At 31.6% G+C, this 21,377-nt stretch carries 21 protein-coding genes; 10 read left to right on the top strand and 11 right to left on the bottom strand.

The window, feature by feature from the left end:
* Positions 1-301: 301 nt before the first annotated feature.
* Together G0Q09_RS12825 and G0Q09_RS12830 are read left to right on the top strand one after the other, a co-directional pair.
* Positions 302-1,888, top strand: coding sequence for a peptide chain release factor 3 (locus G0Q09_RS12825; RefSeq protein WP_038333563.1), 1,587 nt, complete (start codon positions 302-304; stop codon positions 1,886-1,888).
* 55 nt (positions 1,889-1,943) lie between these two features.
* Positions 1,944-2,786: a DUF4197 domain-containing protein gene (locus tag G0Q09_RS12830; RefSeq protein WP_125349060.1), complete on the top strand. Its 843-nt coding sequence runs from the start codon at positions 1,944-1,946 to the stop codon at positions 2,784-2,786.
* A gap of 93 nt (positions 2,787-2,879) precedes the next feature.
* On the opposite strand, the gene G0Q09_RS12835 is transcribed toward G0Q09_RS12830, so the two are convergent.
* The 8 genes from G0Q09_RS12835 to G0Q09_RS12870 form a co-directional block, all read right to left on the bottom strand.
* Positions 2,880-4,580, bottom strand: coding sequence for a ribonucleoside-diphosphate reductase subunit alpha (locus tag G0Q09_RS12835; RefSeq protein WP_115001235.1), 1,701 nt, complete (start codon positions 4,578-4,580; stop codon positions 2,880-2,882).
* Positions 4,581-4,659: 79 nt separating this feature from the next.
* Positions 4,660-5,619, bottom strand: a complete 960-nt coding sequence (locus G0Q09_RS12840; RefSeq protein ID WP_038335662.1) for a ribonucleotide-diphosphate reductase subunit beta — start codon at positions 5,617-5,619, stop codon at positions 4,660-4,662.
* Between the two features lie 383 nt (positions 5,620-6,002).
* Positions 6,003-7,565: a ribonuclease Y gene (rny, locus tag G0Q09_RS12845; RefSeq protein WP_371875740.1), complete on the bottom strand. Its 1,563-nt coding sequence runs from the start codon at positions 7,563-7,565 to the stop codon at positions 6,003-6,005.
* Positions 7,566-7,828: 263 nt separating this feature from the next.
* Positions 7,829-8,119 carry a cell division protein ZapA gene (locus tag G0Q09_RS12850; protein ID WP_038335658.1) on the bottom strand — a complete coding sequence of 97 codons (291 nt, stop codon included), beginning with the start codon at positions 8,117-8,119 and terminating at the stop codon, positions 7,829-7,831.
* A 7-nt stretch (positions 8,120-8,126) separates the two neighbouring features.
* Positions 8,127-8,471 carry a hypothetical protein gene (locus tag G0Q09_RS12855; RefSeq protein ID WP_019975371.1) on the bottom strand — a complete coding sequence of 115 codons (345 nt, stop codon included), beginning with the start codon at positions 8,469-8,471 and terminating at the stop codon, positions 8,127-8,129.
* A gap of 121 nt (positions 8,472-8,592) precedes the next feature.
* Complete coding sequence (locus G0Q09_RS12860; RefSeq protein ID WP_219035173.1) at positions 8,593-9,135, bottom strand: hypothetical protein; 543 nt, start codon at positions 9,133-9,135, stop codon at positions 8,593-8,595.
* A 155-nt stretch (positions 9,136-9,290) separates the two neighbouring features.
* Entirely contained in the window at positions 9,291-9,515 is a 225-nt protein-coding gene (locus G0Q09_RS15235) for a thermonuclease family protein (RefSeq protein ID WP_219035182.1), read from the bottom strand.
* A gap of 6 nt (positions 9,516-9,521) precedes the next feature.
* On the bottom strand, positions 9,522-9,782 hold the full coding sequence (locus G0Q09_RS12870; RefSeq protein WP_219035174.1) for a hypothetical protein: 261 nt from the start codon (positions 9,780-9,782) through the stop codon (positions 9,522-9,524).
* Between the two features lie 95 nt (positions 9,783-9,877).
* Here G0Q09_RS12870 and G0Q09_RS12875 point away from each other — a divergent pair, with 95 nt between their 5' ends.
* The 8 genes from G0Q09_RS12875 to G0Q09_RS15030 all read left to right on the top strand — a co-directional run bounded on the left by G0Q09_RS12875 (position 9,878) and on the right by G0Q09_RS15030 (position 14,779).
* Complete coding sequence (locus G0Q09_RS12875) at positions 9,878-10,681, top strand: hypothetical protein (RefSeq protein ID WP_052217806.1); 804 nt, start codon at positions 9,878-9,880, stop codon at positions 10,679-10,681.
* A gap of 71 nt (positions 10,682-10,752) precedes the next feature.
* Entirely contained in the window at positions 10,753-11,205 is a 453-nt protein-coding gene (locus tag G0Q09_RS12880) for a DUF5675 family protein (protein WP_219035175.1), read from the top strand.
* An 11-nt stretch (positions 11,206-11,216) separates the two neighbouring features.
* Positions 11,217-11,483 (top strand): hypothetical protein, encoded by a 267-nt coding sequence (locus tag G0Q09_RS12885; protein WP_068599396.1) that lies wholly within the window; start codon positions 11,217-11,219, stop codon positions 11,481-11,483.
* Entirely contained in the window at positions 11,470-11,718 is a 249-nt protein-coding gene (locus G0Q09_RS12890) for a hypothetical protein (protein ID WP_219035176.1), read from the top strand. The genes G0Q09_RS12885 and G0Q09_RS12890 overlap by 14 nt, the downstream gene beginning before the upstream one ends.
* 142 nt (positions 11,719-11,860) lie before the next feature.
* Positions 11,861-12,064, top strand: coding sequence for a hypothetical protein (locus G0Q09_RS12895; RefSeq protein ID WP_219035177.1), 204 nt, complete (start codon positions 11,861-11,863; stop codon positions 12,062-12,064).
* A gap of 62 nt (positions 12,065-12,126) precedes the next feature.
* Positions 12,127-12,789, top strand: coding sequence for a hypothetical protein (locus tag G0Q09_RS12900; RefSeq protein ID WP_052217808.1), 663 nt, complete (start codon positions 12,127-12,129; stop codon positions 12,787-12,789).
* Positions 12,779-13,399, top strand: coding sequence for a PM0109 family protein (locus tag G0Q09_RS12905; RefSeq protein ID WP_219035178.1), 621 nt, complete (start codon positions 12,779-12,781; stop codon positions 13,397-13,399). Before G0Q09_RS12900 ends, G0Q09_RS12905 begins: the two co-directional genes overlap by 11 nt.
* Before the next feature lie 1,254 nt (positions 13,400-14,653).
* The gene (locus tag G0Q09_RS15030) at positions 14,654-14,779 is read left to right on the top strand and encodes a hypothetical protein (RefSeq protein WP_257468250.1); all 126 of its coding nucleotides are present in this window, start codon (positions 14,654-14,656) and stop codon (positions 14,777-14,779) included.
* 60 nt (positions 14,780-14,839) lie between these two features.
* Here the strand turns inward: G0Q09_RS15030 and G0Q09_RS12910 are convergent, their stop codons facing one another.
* Genes G0Q09_RS12910 through G0Q09_RS12920 form a run of 3 tightly spaced genes read right to left on the bottom strand, consistent with a single transcriptional unit; the run spans position 14,840 to position 21,121 of the window.
* Positions 14,840-15,541, bottom strand: a complete 702-nt coding sequence (locus G0Q09_RS12910; protein ID WP_219035179.1) for a M48 family metallopeptidase — start codon at positions 15,539-15,541, stop codon at positions 14,840-14,842.
* The gene (locus tag G0Q09_RS12915; protein ID WP_219035180.1) at positions 15,541-18,750 is read right to left on the bottom strand and encodes a type I restriction endonuclease subunit R; all 3,210 of its coding nucleotides are present in this window, start codon (positions 18,748-18,750) and stop codon (positions 15,541-15,543) included. Before G0Q09_RS12915 ends, G0Q09_RS12910 begins: the two co-directional genes overlap by 1 nt.
* Before the next feature lie 4 nt (positions 18,751-18,754).
* The gene (locus G0Q09_RS12920; protein ID WP_219035181.1) at positions 18,755-21,121 is read right to left on the bottom strand and encodes an AlbA family DNA-binding domain-containing protein; all 2,367 of its coding nucleotides are present in this window, start codon (positions 21,119-21,121) and stop codon (positions 18,755-18,757) included.
* Between the last annotated feature and the right edge of the window lie 256 nt (positions 21,122-21,377).

A 21,377-nucleotide genomic window follows, 5' to 3' on the forward strand; every position in this document is an offset into this window, starting at 1 on the left:
TGAAATATGGTAAGGTCAAAAATCCTAATGATTTTCCTACATTTCAAATTAATCAAAATAATAATACAATAATATTAAATAAAAACTCTACTTTTAAGTGTTCTTAACAAGGGGAAGATTACAGATGCTGCCCCCAAACAATCCCACTAATCATCAACAATAAAAAGTAAAATATCTTTTTCATACGTCTTTCGTCAACTATTTTTAGAATAACGCAATTTACTTTAGAATATTCTATCAACCATAATGTTTCTAATTTTCGTGAGATAAACTATCTTTGCAACCTGAAAATTTGATTAAGATGTCTTTAGAACAAGAAATAAATAAAAGAAAAACCTTTGGAATTATCGCCCATCCCGATGCTGGTAAAACAACTTTAACAGAGAAGTTATTACTTTTTGGAGGCGCAATTCAAGAAGCTGGTGCCGTAAAAAGTAACAAAATTAAAAAAGGAGCAACTTCCGATTTTATGGAAATTGAACGCCAACGTGGTATTTCGGTTGCTACTTCAGTTTTAGCATTCGAATATAAAGGAAAAAAGATTAATATCTTAGATACGCCTGGTCACAAGGATTTCGCCGAAGACACTTTCCGTACACTAACTGCCGTAGATTCTGCGATTGTGGTAATCGACGTTGCAAAAGGGGTTGAGGAACAAACAATCAAATTGGTAGAAGTTTGTCGTATGCGCAAAATTCCGATGTTGGTTTTCATTAACAAAATGGACCGCGAAGGAAAAGATGCGTTTGATTTAATGGACGAAGTTGAACAAAAGTTAGACTTACAAGTAACACCTCTTTCTTGGCCAATTGGTATTGGAGCAACTTTCAAAGGAATTTATAATATTTGGGAGAAAAACATCAATATTTTTTCTGGAGATAATAAACAAAAAATTTCTGAAACAACGAAAGTTGAGGATTTATCAAGTCCAGATTTAGACACATTAATTGGAACAACTTACGCCGAAAATCTTCGTAATGAGATTGATTTAATTGATGGAGTTTATCCAGAATTTGACATGCAAGAATATATGGACGGAAATTTACAACCTGTATTTTTTGGTTCTGCTCTTAATAATTTTGGTGTTCGCGAATTGTTAGACGCTTTCGTTGATATTGCACCAACTCCACAATCTAAAGAAACAGATTTGAGAATTGTCGAACCTTATGAAAATAAATTTTCTGGCTTCGTGTTCAAAATTCACGCGAATATGGATCCGAAACACCGCGACCGTTTAGCCTTTATCAAAATCGTTTCTGGTAAATTTGAACGTAATACCAACTATTTCCACGTTCGCCAAGGTAAAAACATGAAATTCGCTGCGCCAAATGCTTTCTTTGCTGATAAAAAAGAAGTGGTTGACGAATCGTTTGCGGGTGATATCGTTGGTTTACACGATACAGGAAACTTTAGAATTGGTGATACGTTGACAGAAGGTGAAAAATTTTCTTTCAAAGGAATTCCTGCTTTCTCGCCAGAACATTTCCGTTACATCAACAATGCTGATCCAATGAAAGCAAAACAATTGGAAAAAGGAATTGATCAATTAATGGACGAAGGTGTTGCGCAGTTATTTACATTAGAAATGAATAATCGTAAAGTTATCGGAACCGTTGGTGCACTGCAATATGAGGTTATCCAATATCGTTTAGAGCACGAATATGGTGCAAAAGCAACGTACGAACCTTTCTCTGTTCACAAAGCGTGTTGGGTAGAAGTTGAAGATGAAAAATCAGAAGAATTCTTAGAATTCAAACGTGTTAAACAACGTTATTTAGCAAGAGATAAATTCAATCAATTGGTATTTTTAGCAGATTCTGCTTTTACAATTCAAATGACGCAAGATAAATTTCCTTCAGTGAAATTACATTTTGTAAGTGAGTTTTAAATTTTGGTCAGATAATTGAATTAACCAACTGAAATATTTTTTAGAAAAAATCTAAATGAAAAAGATCATATTAAGTTTAACATTGATTTCAGCGTTTGCAGTAAATTCAAAAGCACAAGATTTGAAATCAATTTTTGGAACATTAAAAAAAGAAGTCGAAAAAGTAAACACTCAAACGACAACACAAAATAATTCAACAGTAAAAGTTGATTCAATAAAAGTTGTAAATGGTTCAACAGAATCTAAAACAATTTCTGCAGAATCCTTAACAAAGTTAAATGGTTTATCTAACGCAACTGTTGCCTCTGGATTGAAAGAAGCTTTGTCATTAGGATTAACCGACGGAATAAAATCATTGGGTCAAAAGAATGGTTTTTATAATAATTCGGTTGCAAAAATCTTGATGCCAGAAGAATTACAAAATGTTGAAAAAACTTTGCGTTCTTTAGGAATGGGAAGTTTGGCGGATAAAGGAATCAAATTATTGAATTCTGCTGCTGAAGATGCTGTTTCTGAAGCTGCTCCTATTTTCGTAAACGCTGTGACATCAATGACAATTACAGACGCGAAAGATATTTTATTAGGAGGAAATAATTCGGCTACAAATTATTTAAAACTAAAAACAACATCTGATTTAACAAAGGCTTTTCAACCAAAAGTGGAAGCTTCTTTAGGAAAAGTTGGTGCAGATAAAGTTTGGAATAATTTGATTACAAAGTATAATACGTTAACTGGAAACCAAATTGATCCAAATCTGAATGCTTATGTAACACAACAAACAATAAATGGTGTGTTTAACATGGTTGCAGAAAAAGAAGAAGGAATTCGTGGGAATAAAGCTTTGCGTACAACATCGTTGTTACAACAGGTTTTCGGAGCGCAAGATAGTAAGAAGTAAATTTGTTTTGAGATAAATTTCAAGATGACTTTCAATAAAAAAATCCGCTCAATGAGCGGATTTTCTATTTGTAATAAAATATATCATTTCCTATTAAGCTTCACAAGAAGAACAAGAAACTAAGTTTGCAACTAATTCCTTAGAAACTGATTGTGAACGCTGATAGTACAATGTTTTTACACCTAATTGCCAAGCTTCGATCATCAAACGGTTAACTTCTTTCACAGGTAAATCTGGTGGAATATTTAGGTTTAATGACTGCGATTGATCTACATATTTTTGACGAATCGCTGCTTGTTGAACAATTTCTAATTGAGAAATTTCTTTGAATGTTTTGAACACATCTTTTTCCTCTTTTGTCAATTGTTCTAAATGTTGCACAGAGCCACCATTCAACATGATTTCGCGCCAAATATCTTCGTTATCGATTCCTTTTTCTTGTAATAATTTAGTCAAATATTTATTCTTACGCATAAAGTTTCCTTTCGATAAACCTGCTTTGTAATAATTTGAAGCAAACGGCTCAATTCCTGGAGAAGTTTGTCCTAAAATCGCAGAAGAAGACGTAGTTGGTGCAATTGCACAAGTTGTTGTATTACGACGTCCGTAGCCTTTTAAAACCTCTGGTTCACCATAAATACGAGCTAATTCTTCCGAAGCTTTATCTGCTTTAGATTGAATATGCTTGAAAATTTCTGTTGTACGTAATTTCGCTTCCATTCCTTCAAAAGGAATCATGTTGCGTTGTAAGTAAGAGTGCCACCCTAATACACCTAAACCTAATGCACGGTGACGTTTTGCAAAACGATTAGCTGATGCTAAATAATGATTTCCTTCTGTTTTTTCGATGAATTCTTGTAAAACTGCATCTAAAAAGAAAATTGCTAAACGTACTGCCTCAGTATCTTTCCATTCATCGTATAGCTCTAAGTTCATAGAAGATAAACAACAAATAAATGATTCATCAGCAGATGAAGGCAACATAATTTCTGAACAAAGATTAGAAGCATTAATTGACATTCCTAAATCTTTGTAAACCTGTGGTTTATTTTTATTTACGTTATCTGTAAAGAATAAATATGGTAATCCTTTTTCTTGACGTGATTCTAAAACTTTCGCCCAAATTTGACGTTTATCCGCATCTCCATCAATCATTTCTTGCATCCAATAATCTGGCACACAAACACCATAAAATAAATTCTGAATTGAACTTCCTATCGATTTAATTTTCAAAAATTCTTCGATATCATCATGATCAATATCCAAATAAGCCGCAAAAGCTCCACGACGTGTAGAACCTTGAGAAACCACATTCATCGCAGAATTGAACAATTCCATAAACGAAACAGCACCACTACTCTTTCCGTTATCTGTAATCGCCGCTCCACGCTCACGCAATTCACCAAAATAACCAGAAGTACCACCACCGATTTTAGTTTGCATAATAACTTCTCCTAATTTATGCGTAATTCCTTCAATACTATCTGGAATATGAACATTGAAACAAGAAATTGGTAAACCACGCTCTGTTCCCATATTTGCCCAAATTGGAGATGATAAACTCATCCAACCTCTTTCTATCATTTCTTTGAAAGATTCTTGCAATTCTGGTTTGTATAAACGTTTTGCAGCCGCAGCCGTGATACGATCTATAGCTCCTTCAACTGTTTCCCCTTTCAATAAATAACCTCTATTCAAAATTTGTTCAGATTCAGAGTTTTTCCACCATAATTTTGGTGCTTCACCGTCAAAAAATATATTTTGAATGTCGTCGTGTGGTATTGGATTGTCCATAGCTTTAGAATTTATAATGATGTGATATTGTTAAATAATTTTATTTATAGTTGTGTTTTTGATAAAAAGTTTTGGCGGTTTAAAATAAATCGTCTGCCGAAATACTTTTGTCATGTTTAGTATAATCTACTGGTCTTTTTGCGAAAAAATCGTCTAAACTACTCGCAAAAACTTCTTCCTCAAACCAAGCCATCGGTTTATACTGTTCTTGGGAAATATGAAATATTTTTTTGTATCCAATTTTAGCAATTGCTTCATCAATACGGTATTTCATATAGTTTAATAAATCTGCTTTTGAGTAATAACCAAATTCTCCTTTCTCGAAAATCCAATCTAACATCATTTCTTCTTGGTCAATATAACCACGAACAGCAGTTTCTACCCAATTTTGATCTAATTCCTCTGGTAATAAACCTTCTTCACGAATTTTATTAATCAAATAAATCCCAGCATTTGCGTGAATTTGCTCATCTGTAGATGTCCAAGCAATGATGTTTGCTGTATTTTTCATTAAACCATCAAAACGTGTAAATGCCAAAATATTTGCAAATTTCGAGAATAACGAACTATCTTCGATTACCAATGCAAAGAACAATAATTTCTCTACAATTGATTTGTTCTCGTCACGCATAATTTCTCCAACAAACGTATTATAACTTTTGAAAATTGGATTTTGTAAGGCTACATTAAACTCATCTAAATAACCATTTACCTCCAAAATACGCGAATACGCTTCACTATGTCTAAACTCACATTCTGCAAAAGTAGCACCTAATCCATTCAATTCTGGCTTTGGAAAATAATGATACAAATCTCCCCAGAATCCTTTTACCGTTACCTCTACTTGCGCAATTGATAAAATAGAACGTTTGTGAATTTCGCGTTTCGCATCATCTAAATTGGCATGATAGTCTTGGATATCTGAAGTAAAATCTACTTCTCCGTGTACCCAATATGCTTTTTGGATTGCTTCTGTAAAGGTTAAAATTTCAGGATATTCAAATGGTTTATAATTTACCCTTTTATCAAAAATAGACATAGTTTTTTGGACTTTTTAGATTAATAAACTTTGGTAAAAACGAATTCTTTCATCAAAATAAATGAAGTTGGTTCTTTTATTTTATTTAGAAATTTGAACCTCAATAGGGTTACATTTTCGTTTCAATTACTCATCGATTCTTTCAAAATTAAGATAAGATTTTACAATTAAAAATTTTGTAATCTTAAAAAATAAAAAGGTTATCAACAAGTTGTTAATTATTTGATTATTAATTAATTATTTTTGAATTTTTATTCGTTATAATTTAATAATTTTTATCAAAATAACAACTATAACTTGGATTAATTTTCTATAATTTAACAAAAAAAAATAGGCAAGCCTTGTTGTAGACTTGCCTAAAGAATATGATTAAATTCTAAATTTTATCTTGCAATATTTACTGCACGTGTTTCACGAATTACAGTTACACGAACTTGACCTGGATAAGTCATTTCGTTTTGAATTTTATCCGAAATTAAGAACGATAATTCAGCTGCTTTTGTGTCATCAACTTTATCACTTTCTACAATCACACGCAACTCACGACCAGCTTGAATCGCGTATGCTTTTTCTACACCATCAAAGTTAAGAGCCGTAGCTTCTAAATCTTTCAGACGTTGCATATACGATTCCACAACTTGACGACGAGCCCCTGGACGAGCACCAGAAATTGCATCGGCAACTTGTATAAGTGGCGAAATTAAAGAAGTCATCTCTATTTCATCGTGGTGAGCTCCAATTGCATTAATTACGTCTGGATGTTCTCCATATTTCTCTGCCCATTGCATCCCCAAAATTGCGTGAGGCAATTCAGATTCTTGCTCCGGAACTTTACCAATATCGTGTAATAAACCTGCACGTTTCGCTAACTTAGGATTTAACCCTAATTCTGCAGCCAAGGTTCCTGCCAAATTTGCCACCTCGCGAGAGTGTTGTAACAGGTTTTGACCATAAGAAGAACGATATTTCATTCGTCCAACAATACGAACCAAATCTTTGTGTAAACCGTGAATTCCCAAATCTAAAATTGTTTTCTTACCAACTTCGATAATTTCATCCTCAATTTGTTTTGTTGTTTTTGCCACAACTTCCTCAATACGTGCTGGGTGAATACGCCCATCCGTTACTAAACGGTGCAAAGATAAACGAGCAATTTCACGACGAACAGGATCAAAACATGAAAGAATAATCGCTTCTGGCGTATCATCAACAATCACTTCAACTCCTGTAGCAGCTTCTATTGCACGAATATTACGTCCTTCACGACCAATGATACGTCCTTTGATTTCATCAGATTCAATGTTAAACACAGAAACTGCATTCTCTATCGCTTGCTCTGTTCCGATTCGTTGAATAGAAGAAATCACAATTTTACGCGCTTCATTTTTCGCATCCAATTCAGCCTCTTCCATAATTTCTTGGATATGAGCTTGTGCTTTCGTTCTTGCTTCGTCTTTCAAGACTTCAATCAATTCAGCACGTGCTTCATCAGCAGAATAGTTTGAAATTTTCTCAAGGATTTCTACTTGTTTTTTGTGCATCGTATCCACTTCTTTTTGCTTAATGTTAAGCTTCTCTGTACGTGCTTGTATATTTCCTTTCTCAGATTTAATCTGATCTTTTTGTTTCTGAATTTCTGCTAAGTCCGTTTTGATTCTCTCTTCACGTTCTTTTACTTTAAGCTCAGCATCAGCTACTTTTCTTTCACGTTGATTAACAACTTCTTCGTGTTTAGATTTTAATTCTAAAAATTTTTCTTTGGCTTGAAAAATTTTCTCTTTTTTAATGGCTTCACCATCTTTCTCAGCATCATTAATCAAATTTTGTGCTTTGCGAGTTGCTTCGTCAATCAGTTCTTGATTCTGTTTATCAACTGATTTTTTTGATAAGAAATATCCCACCGCTGCACCTATGATTAATGTAACAATTGCAATAATTATTGTCATAATTGGGTCCATAGATTATGTAATGTTTATATATAAAAAAACCTACATTAGTAAAGTATGTTTTGAGTTAACTCCTGTAAACAGGATTTGAGTTAGTCCGTCAGTCAAGTATCCGCTGTCAAATAAATGAACCTAAAAGGTTGCGGCCCGCTTTCCGAACGGTGTTCACTCGGTAACAAAACTAGTGTTGAGTTAACCAAAATAGCTAGAACTAATGTAGGAATATTGTTTAGTGGACAGTTTCACAACTGTCAGAACTTCTCTTATTTTGCGATTGACTGATCAATCAATTCTAATAACTTCGAAATGCGCTCTGTTGTCATTTCTTCGTTATCTTTCACTTGCTTTTTCAGCTTTGCTTCACGTAAAGCTAACTGAATTGTCACCATTGCAAGCGCGTCTTGTTTGTCAGAAACAGCGTACTTTTGTTCAAATTGTTTCAAAATACCATTTATTTCTTCTGCACAAGAAAGTAACATTTCTTCCTCGTCAGAATTAATCGTCATTGGGTAATGACGTGAAGCAATTTTTATCTCAATTCGTTGAGTTGACATTCTTTTATTAATTATTAGTTTTAATTTGAGCGATGCACGTATCGACTTCTTTTATTAATTTGTTCATTCTTTGCTTCATCATTTGTTTGTACTCCTGATTTCCGCTCATTGCATTAACGACTTTTAATCGTTTTACTTCCTCATTTAAATTTAAGTTATTCGCTTGCGAATCTCTCAATTTATTTTTCAATCGGGCATTTTCTTCTTTTAGAGAATTGATTTCATTTTGCAATTTTTCCAATTCTTGTATCGAGTTTTCAGCGCCCTTCAATATATCTTTATAATTCCCAAGTTGGCCTAAAACACTTAAAACTTTGTTTTCAAGTTCATTAAATTTTACCATTTTTTCCATCTCCTGAGAATTTCAATTATTCTAGCTTCTATTGCAAAAATAGTATTTTTTTACTTCTAATCAATACAATAACCTAAATATTATCAGTTTTTTCTTATTCATTTGACAAATAGAGATTTACTTACATTTTTTGTTTCGTTTCTCTATTCTTCACTACTTTCACAACATACTTGATACTAAAAAACAAAAACAATACCGAAAGAATAGTTGGCAGAAATTGACAGAAAATAATCAAAATTGATTTGAAATAATACATTCCATCTTTCCAACTTTGTTTTAACTCATATCCTAAGTTGATTTCTCTATAAGCTTTCAAATCAGTTTGTGGTAAAATATTCGTTACAACTCGTGGTTCTTCTGATAATTGATACGCAATAGTCGCATAAGAAGTAGCATCATTTATCAACGCTTTATTCACTTTATTTTCGATTTGTTTCGAGATTTTCATTGCTTTATTGTTTTCATTTTTCAACTCATTTTCATATTTCTCAAAGGTCATTTCTTCATTATTAATCAAAATATGATCGATAATAATTCCTTTCTCCACTGCAAATTTGACATGCTCACGCAATTTATTTGACGGAACTTTCAATTCAATCAAATAAGAACGTTGAATTTTGTCTATTTTCTTAACGCTTTCTTCAGATAATTCAACTATATCCAAAGTTTCTTTGAAAAGTCTTTATTTTAGTGGGTTGTTTACTCATTTTATAGCAGTTAGTACAACATAAGTACAACAATTGGAAAAGTATGTTTTAAGTCTTTGTTGAGATTAGATTTTGAGCCATCAAAAACGAAAATTTAACATTTGATCTGGGCTTAAAAATGCGAAATTCGAGCATATATAACGATTTTATTTAGCTGAGCAGTACGGTTCATCAACTGATATTCTGCTAATTTGGAACAATAATAGTCCCTTGATGCTTTGGCATATCCATTTTGAAGCAACAATTCATTCAAACATTCGCCTGATTCCAGGATTACATAACCTAATTGCCTATGATAAAAATCGTAGGCATTTTTTATTTCAGTGAGTATGGTTATTCAATCTCAAATACTCAAAACGTTGGTTAAGTAATTTCTTGCCTCCCATCCCAACTCGATCAACAAACTAGCAGGAAGATGCGTTTTTTCTTCATCTATTTTTAATTTTCTATTCTTTCGGATTTCTGGTGCGTCTATTCCGTATAATCGAATTTCTTTTTCTTCTTTCGAAAAAGCGTGTTTCACAACCTTAGTATCTGCATCTTTGATTTCCAATACATTATAAAATGTTTCCAGGTAACAAGGTTCTTTAGCACTGTATTTCATTGTATTGCAATTAGTTACATATTGTCTATACAAATTTAATTATTCAACTTTGTAATAGTATTATTCTCAAATGTTTAACTAATAAATTTAAAGTTATGGCAAGACAAAAAGGACTAATGAAGTACATCGGAACCATTGGAGATGTACGTCATTTTAAAATTAAAGGACAACCTGGCTTTTATGCTGGTATGGTTGGTGGTCCAACTGCTCAGCAGGTGAAATCTGCACCTGAGTTTGAACGTACTCGTGAAAATATGAATGAGTTTGGTGGTTGTGCAAGAACTGGAAAATCGTTGCGTACCGCTCTTTCTCAAGTCATGAGTAAAATGGCAGATAGTCAAGTTACAGGTCGATTGACTTCAGTTATGAAGAAAATCAACTTAGAAGATGGTACAGAAGCCAGAGGTTATCGTAAAGTTGAAGTTTCTACTCAACGCCAATATTTAATTGGTTTTGAGTTTGACAAAAAGCTTTCGATTAATGGTGTTTTTAATGCGCCTTATGATGTTGAACATAATGTAGATAGAAACGAAGCGGAATTTATTGTTGCAGCATTTAATCCTGCTGAACTGATTTCTGCTCCTGCTGGTACTACACACTTTCGTTTAATTAATGCATTGGCTGTTTTATCGGATTTCTCGTTCAATCCTACAACTGGAAATTATGAGCCTGACGATGCTATTAATAATGAATTAAATGTTGTTGAATACTCGGCTTATATTCCGTTAAATGCTCCGTATACCGGAAGTACGATTTCGGCAGCTTTACCAGGTGCTCCAACTTTAGCAAATAATGTAACGGTTGTTCAGTGTATTGGTATTGAGTTTTTCCAAGAAGTCAACGGAAATTATTATCCTTTCGCCTCTGGAAACTGTCTGAAAATCGAAGATGCTTTTTAAGCGGTTAGGTTGGTTAAGGAGTCTTTTCGATTTGAAAAGGCTCTTTTTTGTTTGATTTAAAATGATTGATTATGCGTGTTAAAATTGTTCGTGTGGCACAAGGAAAACAAAGTACGTTGAGCCATTTATATATTGATGGAATCTTTCAATGTTATTTGTTAGAAGATAAAATACGAGCCGATAAAATACCTAAGCAAACTGCAATACCTACGGGTGATTTTAAATTGATTGTCAATTCTTGGGGAGGTATGAATACCAAGTATAAAAATCTAATGGGTAAAGTTCACGAAGGTATGATTGAAATTGATCAGCTTCCGAATTTTGATTATGTATATATCCATATCGGAAATACGTATTTACAAACTGCAGGATGTCCGTTGACTGGGTTTGGTTTTGAATTGATCAATGGTGATTATCAAGTTACCCATAGTCGTAAAGCTTATGATATGGTATATCCTAAACTTTTGAAGATTGCCAAAAGCAAAGAAAATCAAATTCGAATCGAGAATAATTTTCAATTCTAAAATCAGAAGTTATGGAAAATGAATTGGTTTTAAATGTCCTTTTTGGTTCAGTTTCAAGTTTATTATTGGCGGTGGTTGCCTACTTTATTAAGCAATTACACTCCGATTTTAAGAAAATGGAAAAGGATATTACAGAAGTAAAAACGATGGCTTTATTAATCAAAACCGAATTTAAAAACAGTTATGATTTACTCAGTCAGCGTGTAGAATATTTAGAATCAAGAATTACAACTCTTGAAATGTTGAATCTTAAAAATAAACGTGATGAAAAAGGATAGTTTAAATTTAGTTGAGCGTGTAACCAATGAAACACCAAAATGGTTTAAAATCGTTCGTAATGTTGGATTAGCTTTAACTGCGATTAGCGGTACTATCTTAGCTGCTCCGGTTGTTCTTCCGGCAACGGTTATTACAGTTGCAGGATATTTGGCTTTAGGTGGTGCAATCGCCAGTGCGGTGGCTCAAACTGCTGTAAAGATTGATGAAGCAGATAATGATTCTAACAAAAAATAGTCTTATAAGACCTTGATAAGACTTTCAGGACTTTTTGAAATCTCATCTTAATAGGTGAGATTTTTTTTATGCGTGATAGCTGCACCCAATTATATATAGAGGTGGAATATGTACGCTTTATCTCCTAATCTAAGTTGGAATATTGTCGAAAAAGTGGAATCGGATCGAGGAAATCGAAGAAGTGGTTTTGGTTCAAATTCAATATTTTTTTGAAAAGAAAAAAAGAGAAAAAAAAGAAAGCCATCAAATCAGGATTGGGGGTTTTAAAGGCAAGGTTTTCGAGCAAAATACTACCCGAATGGGTGGAGATTTTGGAAGAAACCCAAAGGGCTTGACCTTGCCGTAAAACGACCACTAACTAACTTTGCTACCTTTTTATTTATATATTTACATTTATTGTATTTAAAAATGATATCATACATTATAAACAAAAAAGGAAAAGTTGTTATATGTGAGGATAGTTTAACATCTTCCATATTTGATTTATTAAAATATTTACCAATAGAACAGTTCTGGAGGATATTAAAGAACTCTTTGTATCACGATAATTTACCCAATTTTTCAGGAGAAATTGATTCTATTACATTTTGGGATAAATGGAATTCTGAAGGAACGAATAATAAAAATTTTATAGAACCTGATTTATTTATACGATTTAAGGAATTCGATTTGATATTAGAAGCTAAAAGATACAATGAAAATCAGCAGTCTTTTCAACAAAATAATGATCAAATAATATCTTATTATAATTCATTTGAAGATGAACAAAAAAAGCTTTATTATATCCAAGTAGGTGGATTAAAAGATAAAAATGATTTAGAACACGATAAAGCTATTATATTAAAAACGGATTGGAATAAACTTTTAGATGCTGTTGATAATGAATATAATCAAATTAAATCATTAAATCTTATGCATTTAAAAAGCTCAACACGAATCTTAGAAGATTTGATTAAGCTTTTTGAATTTCATCAATTTTATAAAAAAATATGGTTAAAAGATTTTAAAATTAGCCAACCTATCAAAAAAGAAAAATATTTTAATACAAGAATTTTTAAAAATGGAAAATAACAACTTAAACCAATCTTTAATTGAAGTAAGAAAAGCTTATCGAATTCTATTTGACTACCAAAGTAGAATTTTAGATTTAATAAGTTATATTTCTGGTAAAACGCAATTTAACTATAATGGTGGTTATTCAAAATTTAGCAATACTGGACCAAGAGATGGTAAGGGAAAATTAAATTTTTGGGCTTGGGATTGGTTAAACTTTTACTATTATGAATTTCATTTTAACAGAATTGAGATAGGAAAAGATGAATATATTTTTTCTATTTTTCATTTAGCTGATGATGGTTTTTTTGATGCTCATAATAAAAAAGGCAACTGCAATAAAATTGATTTAAATGACTTTACTGATGAAGAGGAAAGTAGATCTAAATTAATATTTGTATTAGGAAAAAATAAATGGTATGATTGGGGGTTTAATTGGAACTCAACTAAATTTACTTTAAGTGAATCTGATTTTATAAAGGATAATGAAAATCAAGCTATACTTTTTAAAAGCTATAATCTAAATAGATTCGATACGGAAGAAAACACAATTAATGTTATAGAAGATTTTAAAAAATTCTGTGAAGGGAATGAAATGGTATTCAATATCAATTTAAAATTATTTTAAGAACGCACTGGGGCAATATGCGCAGGTGAAGAAAAGCAATCCAAAATCAAAATAAGGTGACGAGGGATTGTAGCTGAACATCCGACAGGATGTTTTGCTACACCGAGCCAATTGGTGTGGGCTAATAAGCTATCAAGCAGCACAAAAGTGAGGGGTTACGAATTGCTTTGCAATGGAGTACCGAACGATGTGATGCGACTAGCGGTTTAGCGCAATACACAAATGTACCTTACTAAAAAACTTTTGCTTTTTCTGAACCTGTAACCGCTTTCTTGGGTGGCGGGGTGCGTGGAATAATTAGAAATTATGAATGATGAATTATTGGAAATGCGTTGTGGTAAATGGAATAGCGTTCGGCACTTATGATACACATCTATTCATTATCACTTTTTTGCTTGATCAAAAAAGTAATCAAAAAAATCAAGACTTAGATTTTCGTCGGTCAATCATCATCTCTCGCCACTAAAATGCTCGATCATTCGCTATCGCTCAGCGATCATTTTTACGCTGTGTTCAATGGATTGACACTCGTCTGGTAATCGAAATGCCATTTATTTAGCCTTGTTTTTTTGGTGGGTTTAAATGATGGTTATTGTAAGGAGGTGAAGTTGCGGATTATTGGAGTAAATTATACACGAAGCTTCTCCTCTTAATCTCAAATGCCTAACGAGCATTTTTGTGTGTAACGAAAAGCCGCTAAAAAATGGGCTTGACTGAAAGGAAAGCTTATTTTAGGCTTGATTTTGCGGAGTTGGGTGAATGGAACGCTTCGCTTAGTAATTGGTGATTAGTAAATCGTAATTAGTTATTACTGGGCTTGAAAAACGTATGGATAGTGAAATGAGCCTAACGGAGTAAATCGTTGCGCAAAAATGATTGTGGCAATACTGCTACTTCAACAAGGGCAAAAAACGACATGAGATACTCTCTGCTTCGGACAGGTAAAGGAAGGGGCTATTTTACATAATATGATTATAGTGGGCTTGTCCCCGAAGCCCGCTAGGCGACTATAATGCCATGTTATGTAAACATAGCTTTGGTAGGGCGGCTGGGTTCGAGTTGTGAGTTTTGAGTGATGAGTTTTGAGTTTTTTTTGCTATTGTTGGTAATTATAGTGATTAGTAGTTAGTAAATAGTGATTAGTAATTATTGGGTATGATTATAAAACTTATTATTAATGGGTTTTATAATTCATTTTCACCTCTTATTTCTCGATACAATCTTCTTTTGCTAAAGCAACGAAAATCACTCGAAATGACAAAAAAAGCCCCAACTGAATTATTATTGAGTTGGGGAGTTTACTATGTAAGAAGCAAAACTGGAATTAACCGCAGTTGCTTTTTTGTTGTTGCCCTGTACACTTTAGTGCTTTGCAAATAGGCGTATGTGTATGACTGGCTATCAATAACTACCTGATGTATAATTTTGTTGTGCAAACTTTTAAGCTAATGTCGTCTCTAATTTGTGCTTTATTTTTTGCCAATTAGGAAGGAAGTCTGTTAATAGGTTATAAAATTCCTTTGAGTGATTCGGGTGAATTAAATGACATAGTTCATGAATAATTACATACTCAATACAAATTTTGCTTGCTTTAATTAACTCAGTATTTAATAAAATATTTCCATTTGTTGCGCAACTTCCCCAACGCTTTTTTAAGAATTTGTGACTTAATGAAATTTCATATTCATTAAATCTTGGGAACTCTTCTAATAATTTTTGCAATAATTCTGAGAAAACAACATCAGCTTTTGATTTATAGAATTTTATAATAATTGGTTCTACATCCTCTTTTGTTGTCTCAATATGCATCAATCCTTTAGCTAATGAAATTGTACTGTAACCTTTCTCTTTTTTAGTTATTTTCAATTTATATTGACGACCTAAATAACGGTGTGTTTCTCCTGGAGTAAATAATTTTTCCTTTGCAAAAGGTCTGAATAATTCGAACGACTTTTGTTGTTGAATGACCCATTTTGATTTAGGTTTCACCTTCTCTAAGATAATGTCTAAAGGAGTATTTAAAGGAGCTGTAATTTGCACATTACCTTCTGGAAACACTCTTAAATCTAATGTCTTTCTATTTGAATATAAAACCTCTGCTTCAATAGTCTTACTCCCATATCTATATTCAATCTTATCCATTAATCCATCTGTTTTTTTGCAATTTTAATTACTTCTTCTATAAATGCATCAATTATATCAAAAGGAATGTTTTGCTCTAATTGTAAAGAAATACCATAGAAATAATCGTCTAATTCATTCCAAATTTTCTTTTCTAAATCAGCATTTGATTTCCAATCTACAATTGGTTTGTCACCCTCTAAAACAACGCCTTCGATTAGAGATCTTACCTCCAAAGCAATATCCGCATTTTGATTATTATCTTTTAAATGCTCTGATAATTTATCATTTATAAAATTATAAAATGCAATCGCAATCTTATTATCTGCAATACTTTTCGGCACATTGTCTTGCTTACCATTAATAAACGTATTTTCAATATCCTTGATTTTGTTTAAGTATTCAGCTTCATCAATTCTACTTTGTTTGTATTCTTGAATGGTTTGCTTAATTAAATCTGACAACTTAGTATAAAAAATAGGATCTTCTTCCATTTTAATGCTAATCCCTTTTGATGTACGCGAAGCAATATGATCTGCTTTAGCAGCACTACCAATTAATTTTTCTACTTCATCATCACGTTGTTGTTTATTAAAAATATCTATAGGTTGCGTAATTTTTAATACTTCACCATCTGTAACAATGTGTTTATCAATTAATTTTTGAACTTGCTTTTCATATTCTTTATAATCAATATCATCAAAATATCTTCTCTTAAAATCGATTCGCAATTGGATAAAGAACTTACTTTCTTTTTTATATTTTTCAATGATTTCATCATTTTTACTATCATTGAACTGTACAGTAGACATTGCTAAATTGAACAATCGAAGAAACTTAGATAATTTTTCGTAAAATGTATGGCGCATTTCTTCATCACCTAGTAAAACAGCATAAGCTTCTGTATCAAACTTATTCTTAACTGTTTTAAAAACATCCCATAATTCGGAATATGCTTGGGGTAATTGATTGATTAATTCGTTTACATTGGTAACAGAACCTTTTACGTCATCTTTGTCTAACTCATTATCCCCAGAATAATCTTCGATAGCTTTATCTAAATTTTCTAAGTTACCGTAGTAATCTATTATTAGTCCATAATCTTTTCCTTCGTGGACACGATTTACCCTCGCTATCGCTTGCAATAAGGTATGATCTTTTAGATTACGAGTTAAATATAAGACGCGATTAATTGGCGCATCAAAACCGGTTAATAATTTATCAACCACAATGATAATTTCAGGATGTTCTTGCTTTTTGAATGATTTGATGATATTTTCTTCATAATCTTTATGATTCCCGTACTTATCGATCATTGCTTTATAAAACTTCTGCACTACGTCTTCGTTTTCAACATAAGCATCGTCATTATCTTTGCGGCTATCAGGAGCTGAGATTACAACTTCTGAAGTTACTTTACCAATCTCTTTTAAATAATTATGGTACATGATGGCGGTGGTTTTATTTGGAGCTACTAACTGTGCTTTAAAACCAGTACCTTGTATGAATTCAGTAAAATGATCTGAAATATCCCAAGCTCGATCATAAATTACTTGATCAGATTTATTAATCGTGTTTTTAGAACTAAATTTTCTTTTTAAACTCGCTTTACCATATTTAGTTAAAGGCTCAGATACTTTATCAAAATAATTATCTAATGGCTTTTCGTTTACCGTGATGTCGTTGTGACGCCCTTCATAAAACAAAGGCAATACCGCTCCATCTTCAACTGCATCTTTAATGGTGTACTCATCGATAACGCCTCCGAATTTTTTAGCTGTATCCTTTTCAGACTTCATCAAAGGAGTTCCTGTAAACGCAATAAAACAAGCATTAGGAAACGTTTTTTGCATTTTTACGTTGAAGGTACCGTATTGACTACGATGCCCCTCATCAATCAATACAAATATTTCAGAAGAAGTAAAACCTTCAGGTGCTTTTGCAACTGCTGCTTTAAACTTGTTTATGATAGTTGTAATTACAGCATCAGATGAACTGTTTAACAAATCGATTAAATGTTTACCCGTAGAAGCTTCGACTACATCAATTTTACATTTTTTAAACGTATCTGTAATTTGATCGTTTAGGTCGATACGGTCTGTAACTAAAACAATTTTAGGATTTTTAATGTTTTTATTTAAAGCAATCATTTGAGCAAGCATCGCCATAGTCAATGATTTTCCACTACCTTGCGTATGCCAAATAACACCTCCACGACGCTTACCATCAGTACCTACTTTTTCAATTCTTTTGATCGTTTTTTTGATACCGAAATACTGTTGGTAACGTGCTATTTTTTTAATACCATCATCGTATAAAATATACTGATACATTAATTCTAAGAAACGTTCAGGACGACAAATTGAATAGATCATTTTGTCTTGTTCTGTAAGCATTACAACATCTTTTTCTAATTCATTAAAACGTTTAAAAGTAGCTGCATATCTTGTTTTAAATATTTCAGTACGCTCATCATTAGGTAATGGAGCTTGCTTTATATTATTTAACTCTTGAAGAAAATCTTGTTCCGTATATTTTTTAGTAAATTTTTCAATCCAAACGTTCCAGAATTCTTTTGGCGTACCTGTAGTTGCGTATTTAGCTTCATTAACAGCCAATCCCATCACTAAATTAGAGTACACATACAAATCACGAATGCCATCCTCTTTTTGATTTCTTAAATTCTGAGAAATCGCTTCATCAATAGGAGATTTTATTGCATTGGATTTACATTCGATGATACCTAAAGGCAATCCGTTGACAAACAAAACAATATCTGGTCTGTACGTGTCTGAACGACTGGAACGCATTACAGCAAACTCTTCTGAAACATGAAAAACGTTGTTTTGTGGATTTTCCCAATCGATATATTTAAATGAAAAACTCTTGCGATCACCATTAATGGTTTGCTCAAAAGATTTACCTAAAGTTATTAAGTCATAAAAATGTTGATTGGCATTAATATATCCTAAATGAATGGGTAAATCTTTCACCTCATTTATTGCCAAGTTTATATTTGCATCAGAAAATGGATGTTTTTCTCCTTTGTAATTAATACTATTGATTTTTGCTAATTGCTCTTTAAGAATTGGCGTTAATAACACATTGCTGGTACGATTGTCTCTTAAAACTAAAGCTTGTTCTGGTGAAATATATTTGTACCCCAGCTTAATCAATAATTGAATGGCTGGGATTTGACTGATGTGATCTTCTTGGTATGATGGTGTCATAACATTATCTTTTAGTATTTATTAATAGTTCATACAGATTTGATTTGATATCCAATTCAGCACCTAATCCTTGCCTTGAATCTCTTCTAAAACTTTCAAACCTTCTATCAAATTTATCTTTATGATAATATTTTACTACTTGGTCAAAATCTTCTTGTACAATACAATTTCCTTTCAGACCAATAATTGTATGTTCTGTTATTTTATTTATACTGTAAATTTTTAAATAACGCTTATCAAACCTTTTAATTTCAATAGCTATTTCTTCACTTGGTAACGCTAATTTAACCGTCATTAGATTACCATAAGAACTCATTGCATTCATATATGTTTTATTGAAAGATTTATTTAAAATACTTCTCACTTCTAAACGATTTATACAAGCATTATCGTAGCATAACAAAATACTTCCATATTTATATTTTTCTGTAATTTCTACCATAAACATATAGGCTACATTCTCCAAAGGATTAGATGTAACAGTATATGTATTATCATTAAAAATGTATAAAATACCTAATACATTCTCTAATTTATGACTACTTAAATCTTCTTCTTGTTTAGCGCCTTCTTTTTTAATATCTTGATAAAAATCAATGTTAATAATTTCTTGATTTACTACAGGTTGAACCGTTTGATCCAATTGTTTTACACCGTTATCAATAAAATTATTTTGCATAATTCTATTATTTGAAACATTCGTCTTTCTATAAATAAAATCAACAATATCATCCCCTTTTAATATTCGGGTTTGAACCCCTTGGCGTTGATAGAATTCATTTTCTAATGCCACTGGTTTATCATATTTTGGGATAACAATCTCCAAATAATCAAATAATCCAGATTTATGAAATTTAAAGTCGATTAAAGCATTTATTTCTTTCGGAAAGACTGCTGCAATTAAAGACTGAATATGATTTTGGTATTGATCGAAAGTTTTGATCGTATTAGAAAAATTCAAATCATTTTTTATACCTACAATATCACCAGAATCATTAACTCCTATAAATAAAGAACCACCTGTATCATAAGAATTTAAAAAACCTGCTATCGTTTTTAAAATTATTTTTTCTTGAGGTTCTTCAGAAGCTGAATAAAAAATAGAAGTTTTAAATTCTTGATTTTTTGATTCAGAACCTAGATTAGTTATCACAACTTCCGTTTTCTTTTCAGAATCATCCGTTATATAAGTATCTTTTAAAACAAATTCTATGTTGTTTTTATTCCAATTCGGAATATTTGAAATGTATAACTGTTGAATAATAGACTTTTTAATGTATTCTAAGACCTCTTTATCACTGTCTAACTTCAAAAACAAATTGTAAGATTCAATCAGTTTTTTAAGCGTATACAATTCATCATTACTATGGATATCTAAAGGAATTTCAAGATATTTAGTATTAAAAAACTTAATTAGATTAATACCACTATCGTCCGAAACATTAACTAAATCAATAGTATTTAAATCATCAATATCTAATATACCTCCTTGGATTTCATTATCTTTTAGCTTAATAATTTCTGCTAGCTTAAGTAATTTGTTTTTATAATTATCCGTTTTATCCGTTTTAATAATTTCACTGATCGCAATAATTAAATAATAATGGATGAAGGTATCAACAGAACTATTTAAGTAGAATAATCTTTGTTCAAGACATTGAATTAACAAAACACCTAAATTTCTAATTCTGACATCATAAGTAATTTCGTTTATCAATTCATCTTCCCCTAAATCTTCCTCAAATTCAGTATCCTCATTATTTTCATTCTCATTTTTTTTAGTAAGATTTGTATTTTTATAAATAACACCAGATTCAATTAAAAAATTTCTAAACAATTCTTGAGGATCTTGGTCAAAACTTGATTCACTTAATACAGCTCCTTCCCCAATAAAATTTTGAAATTCGTTGTTGTAATCTACAATATTAACCTCTATACTATCGTCTATGTTAAAGTCAGCATTAAAAATAATGACAGGCCACCCTTTTTCAGAAATCCCATAAATATTATCTTCATATTTTTTTAGCACCTTAACAGTTTGAACAGAATTCTCTACCAAATTGTTTGAAACAAATTCATCAATAAGAATACTAGGCGAAATTTTCAATCGATCATTTTTCATTTCAACAATCTCGAATTGAACCTTATCGTGCATTTTAAAAAACATATTGATGTTATTTAAAATTCTTGATTTATGAATAGTATTGATATGAAGAATCGTGTTAAACTCTTCGCCCTCTATTTTTAATTTTAAAAAACAATATTCATTATAAATGCCTATAGACGTAATTCGACCACTATATATCTTTTTACCGTCTATTATAAAATCAGGTTTTATTACTTCGTTTTTATAATTAAACCTGTTGTGCATTTAGGAATTTAAAAGAAAAAAGATTGTCCATTTGATTAAAAAATCGTAAATTTAATTGATTACCAAGTCATTAAATACATGAACAATCTTATTCAAAACTACAAAATTATTTTAAAAGAATTGACAAACACTGTAATCTTCCCCTTGTTAAGAACACTTAAAAGTAGAGTTTTTATTTAATATTATTGTATTATTATTTTGATTAATTTGAAATGTAGGAAAATCATTAGGATTTTTGACCTTACCATATTTCAAT

The organism is Empedobacter falsenii (assembly GCF_019308355.1).
Classification (GTDB): Bacteria; Bacteroidota; Bacteroidia; order Flavobacteriales; family Weeksellaceae; genus Empedobacter; species Empedobacter falsenii_B.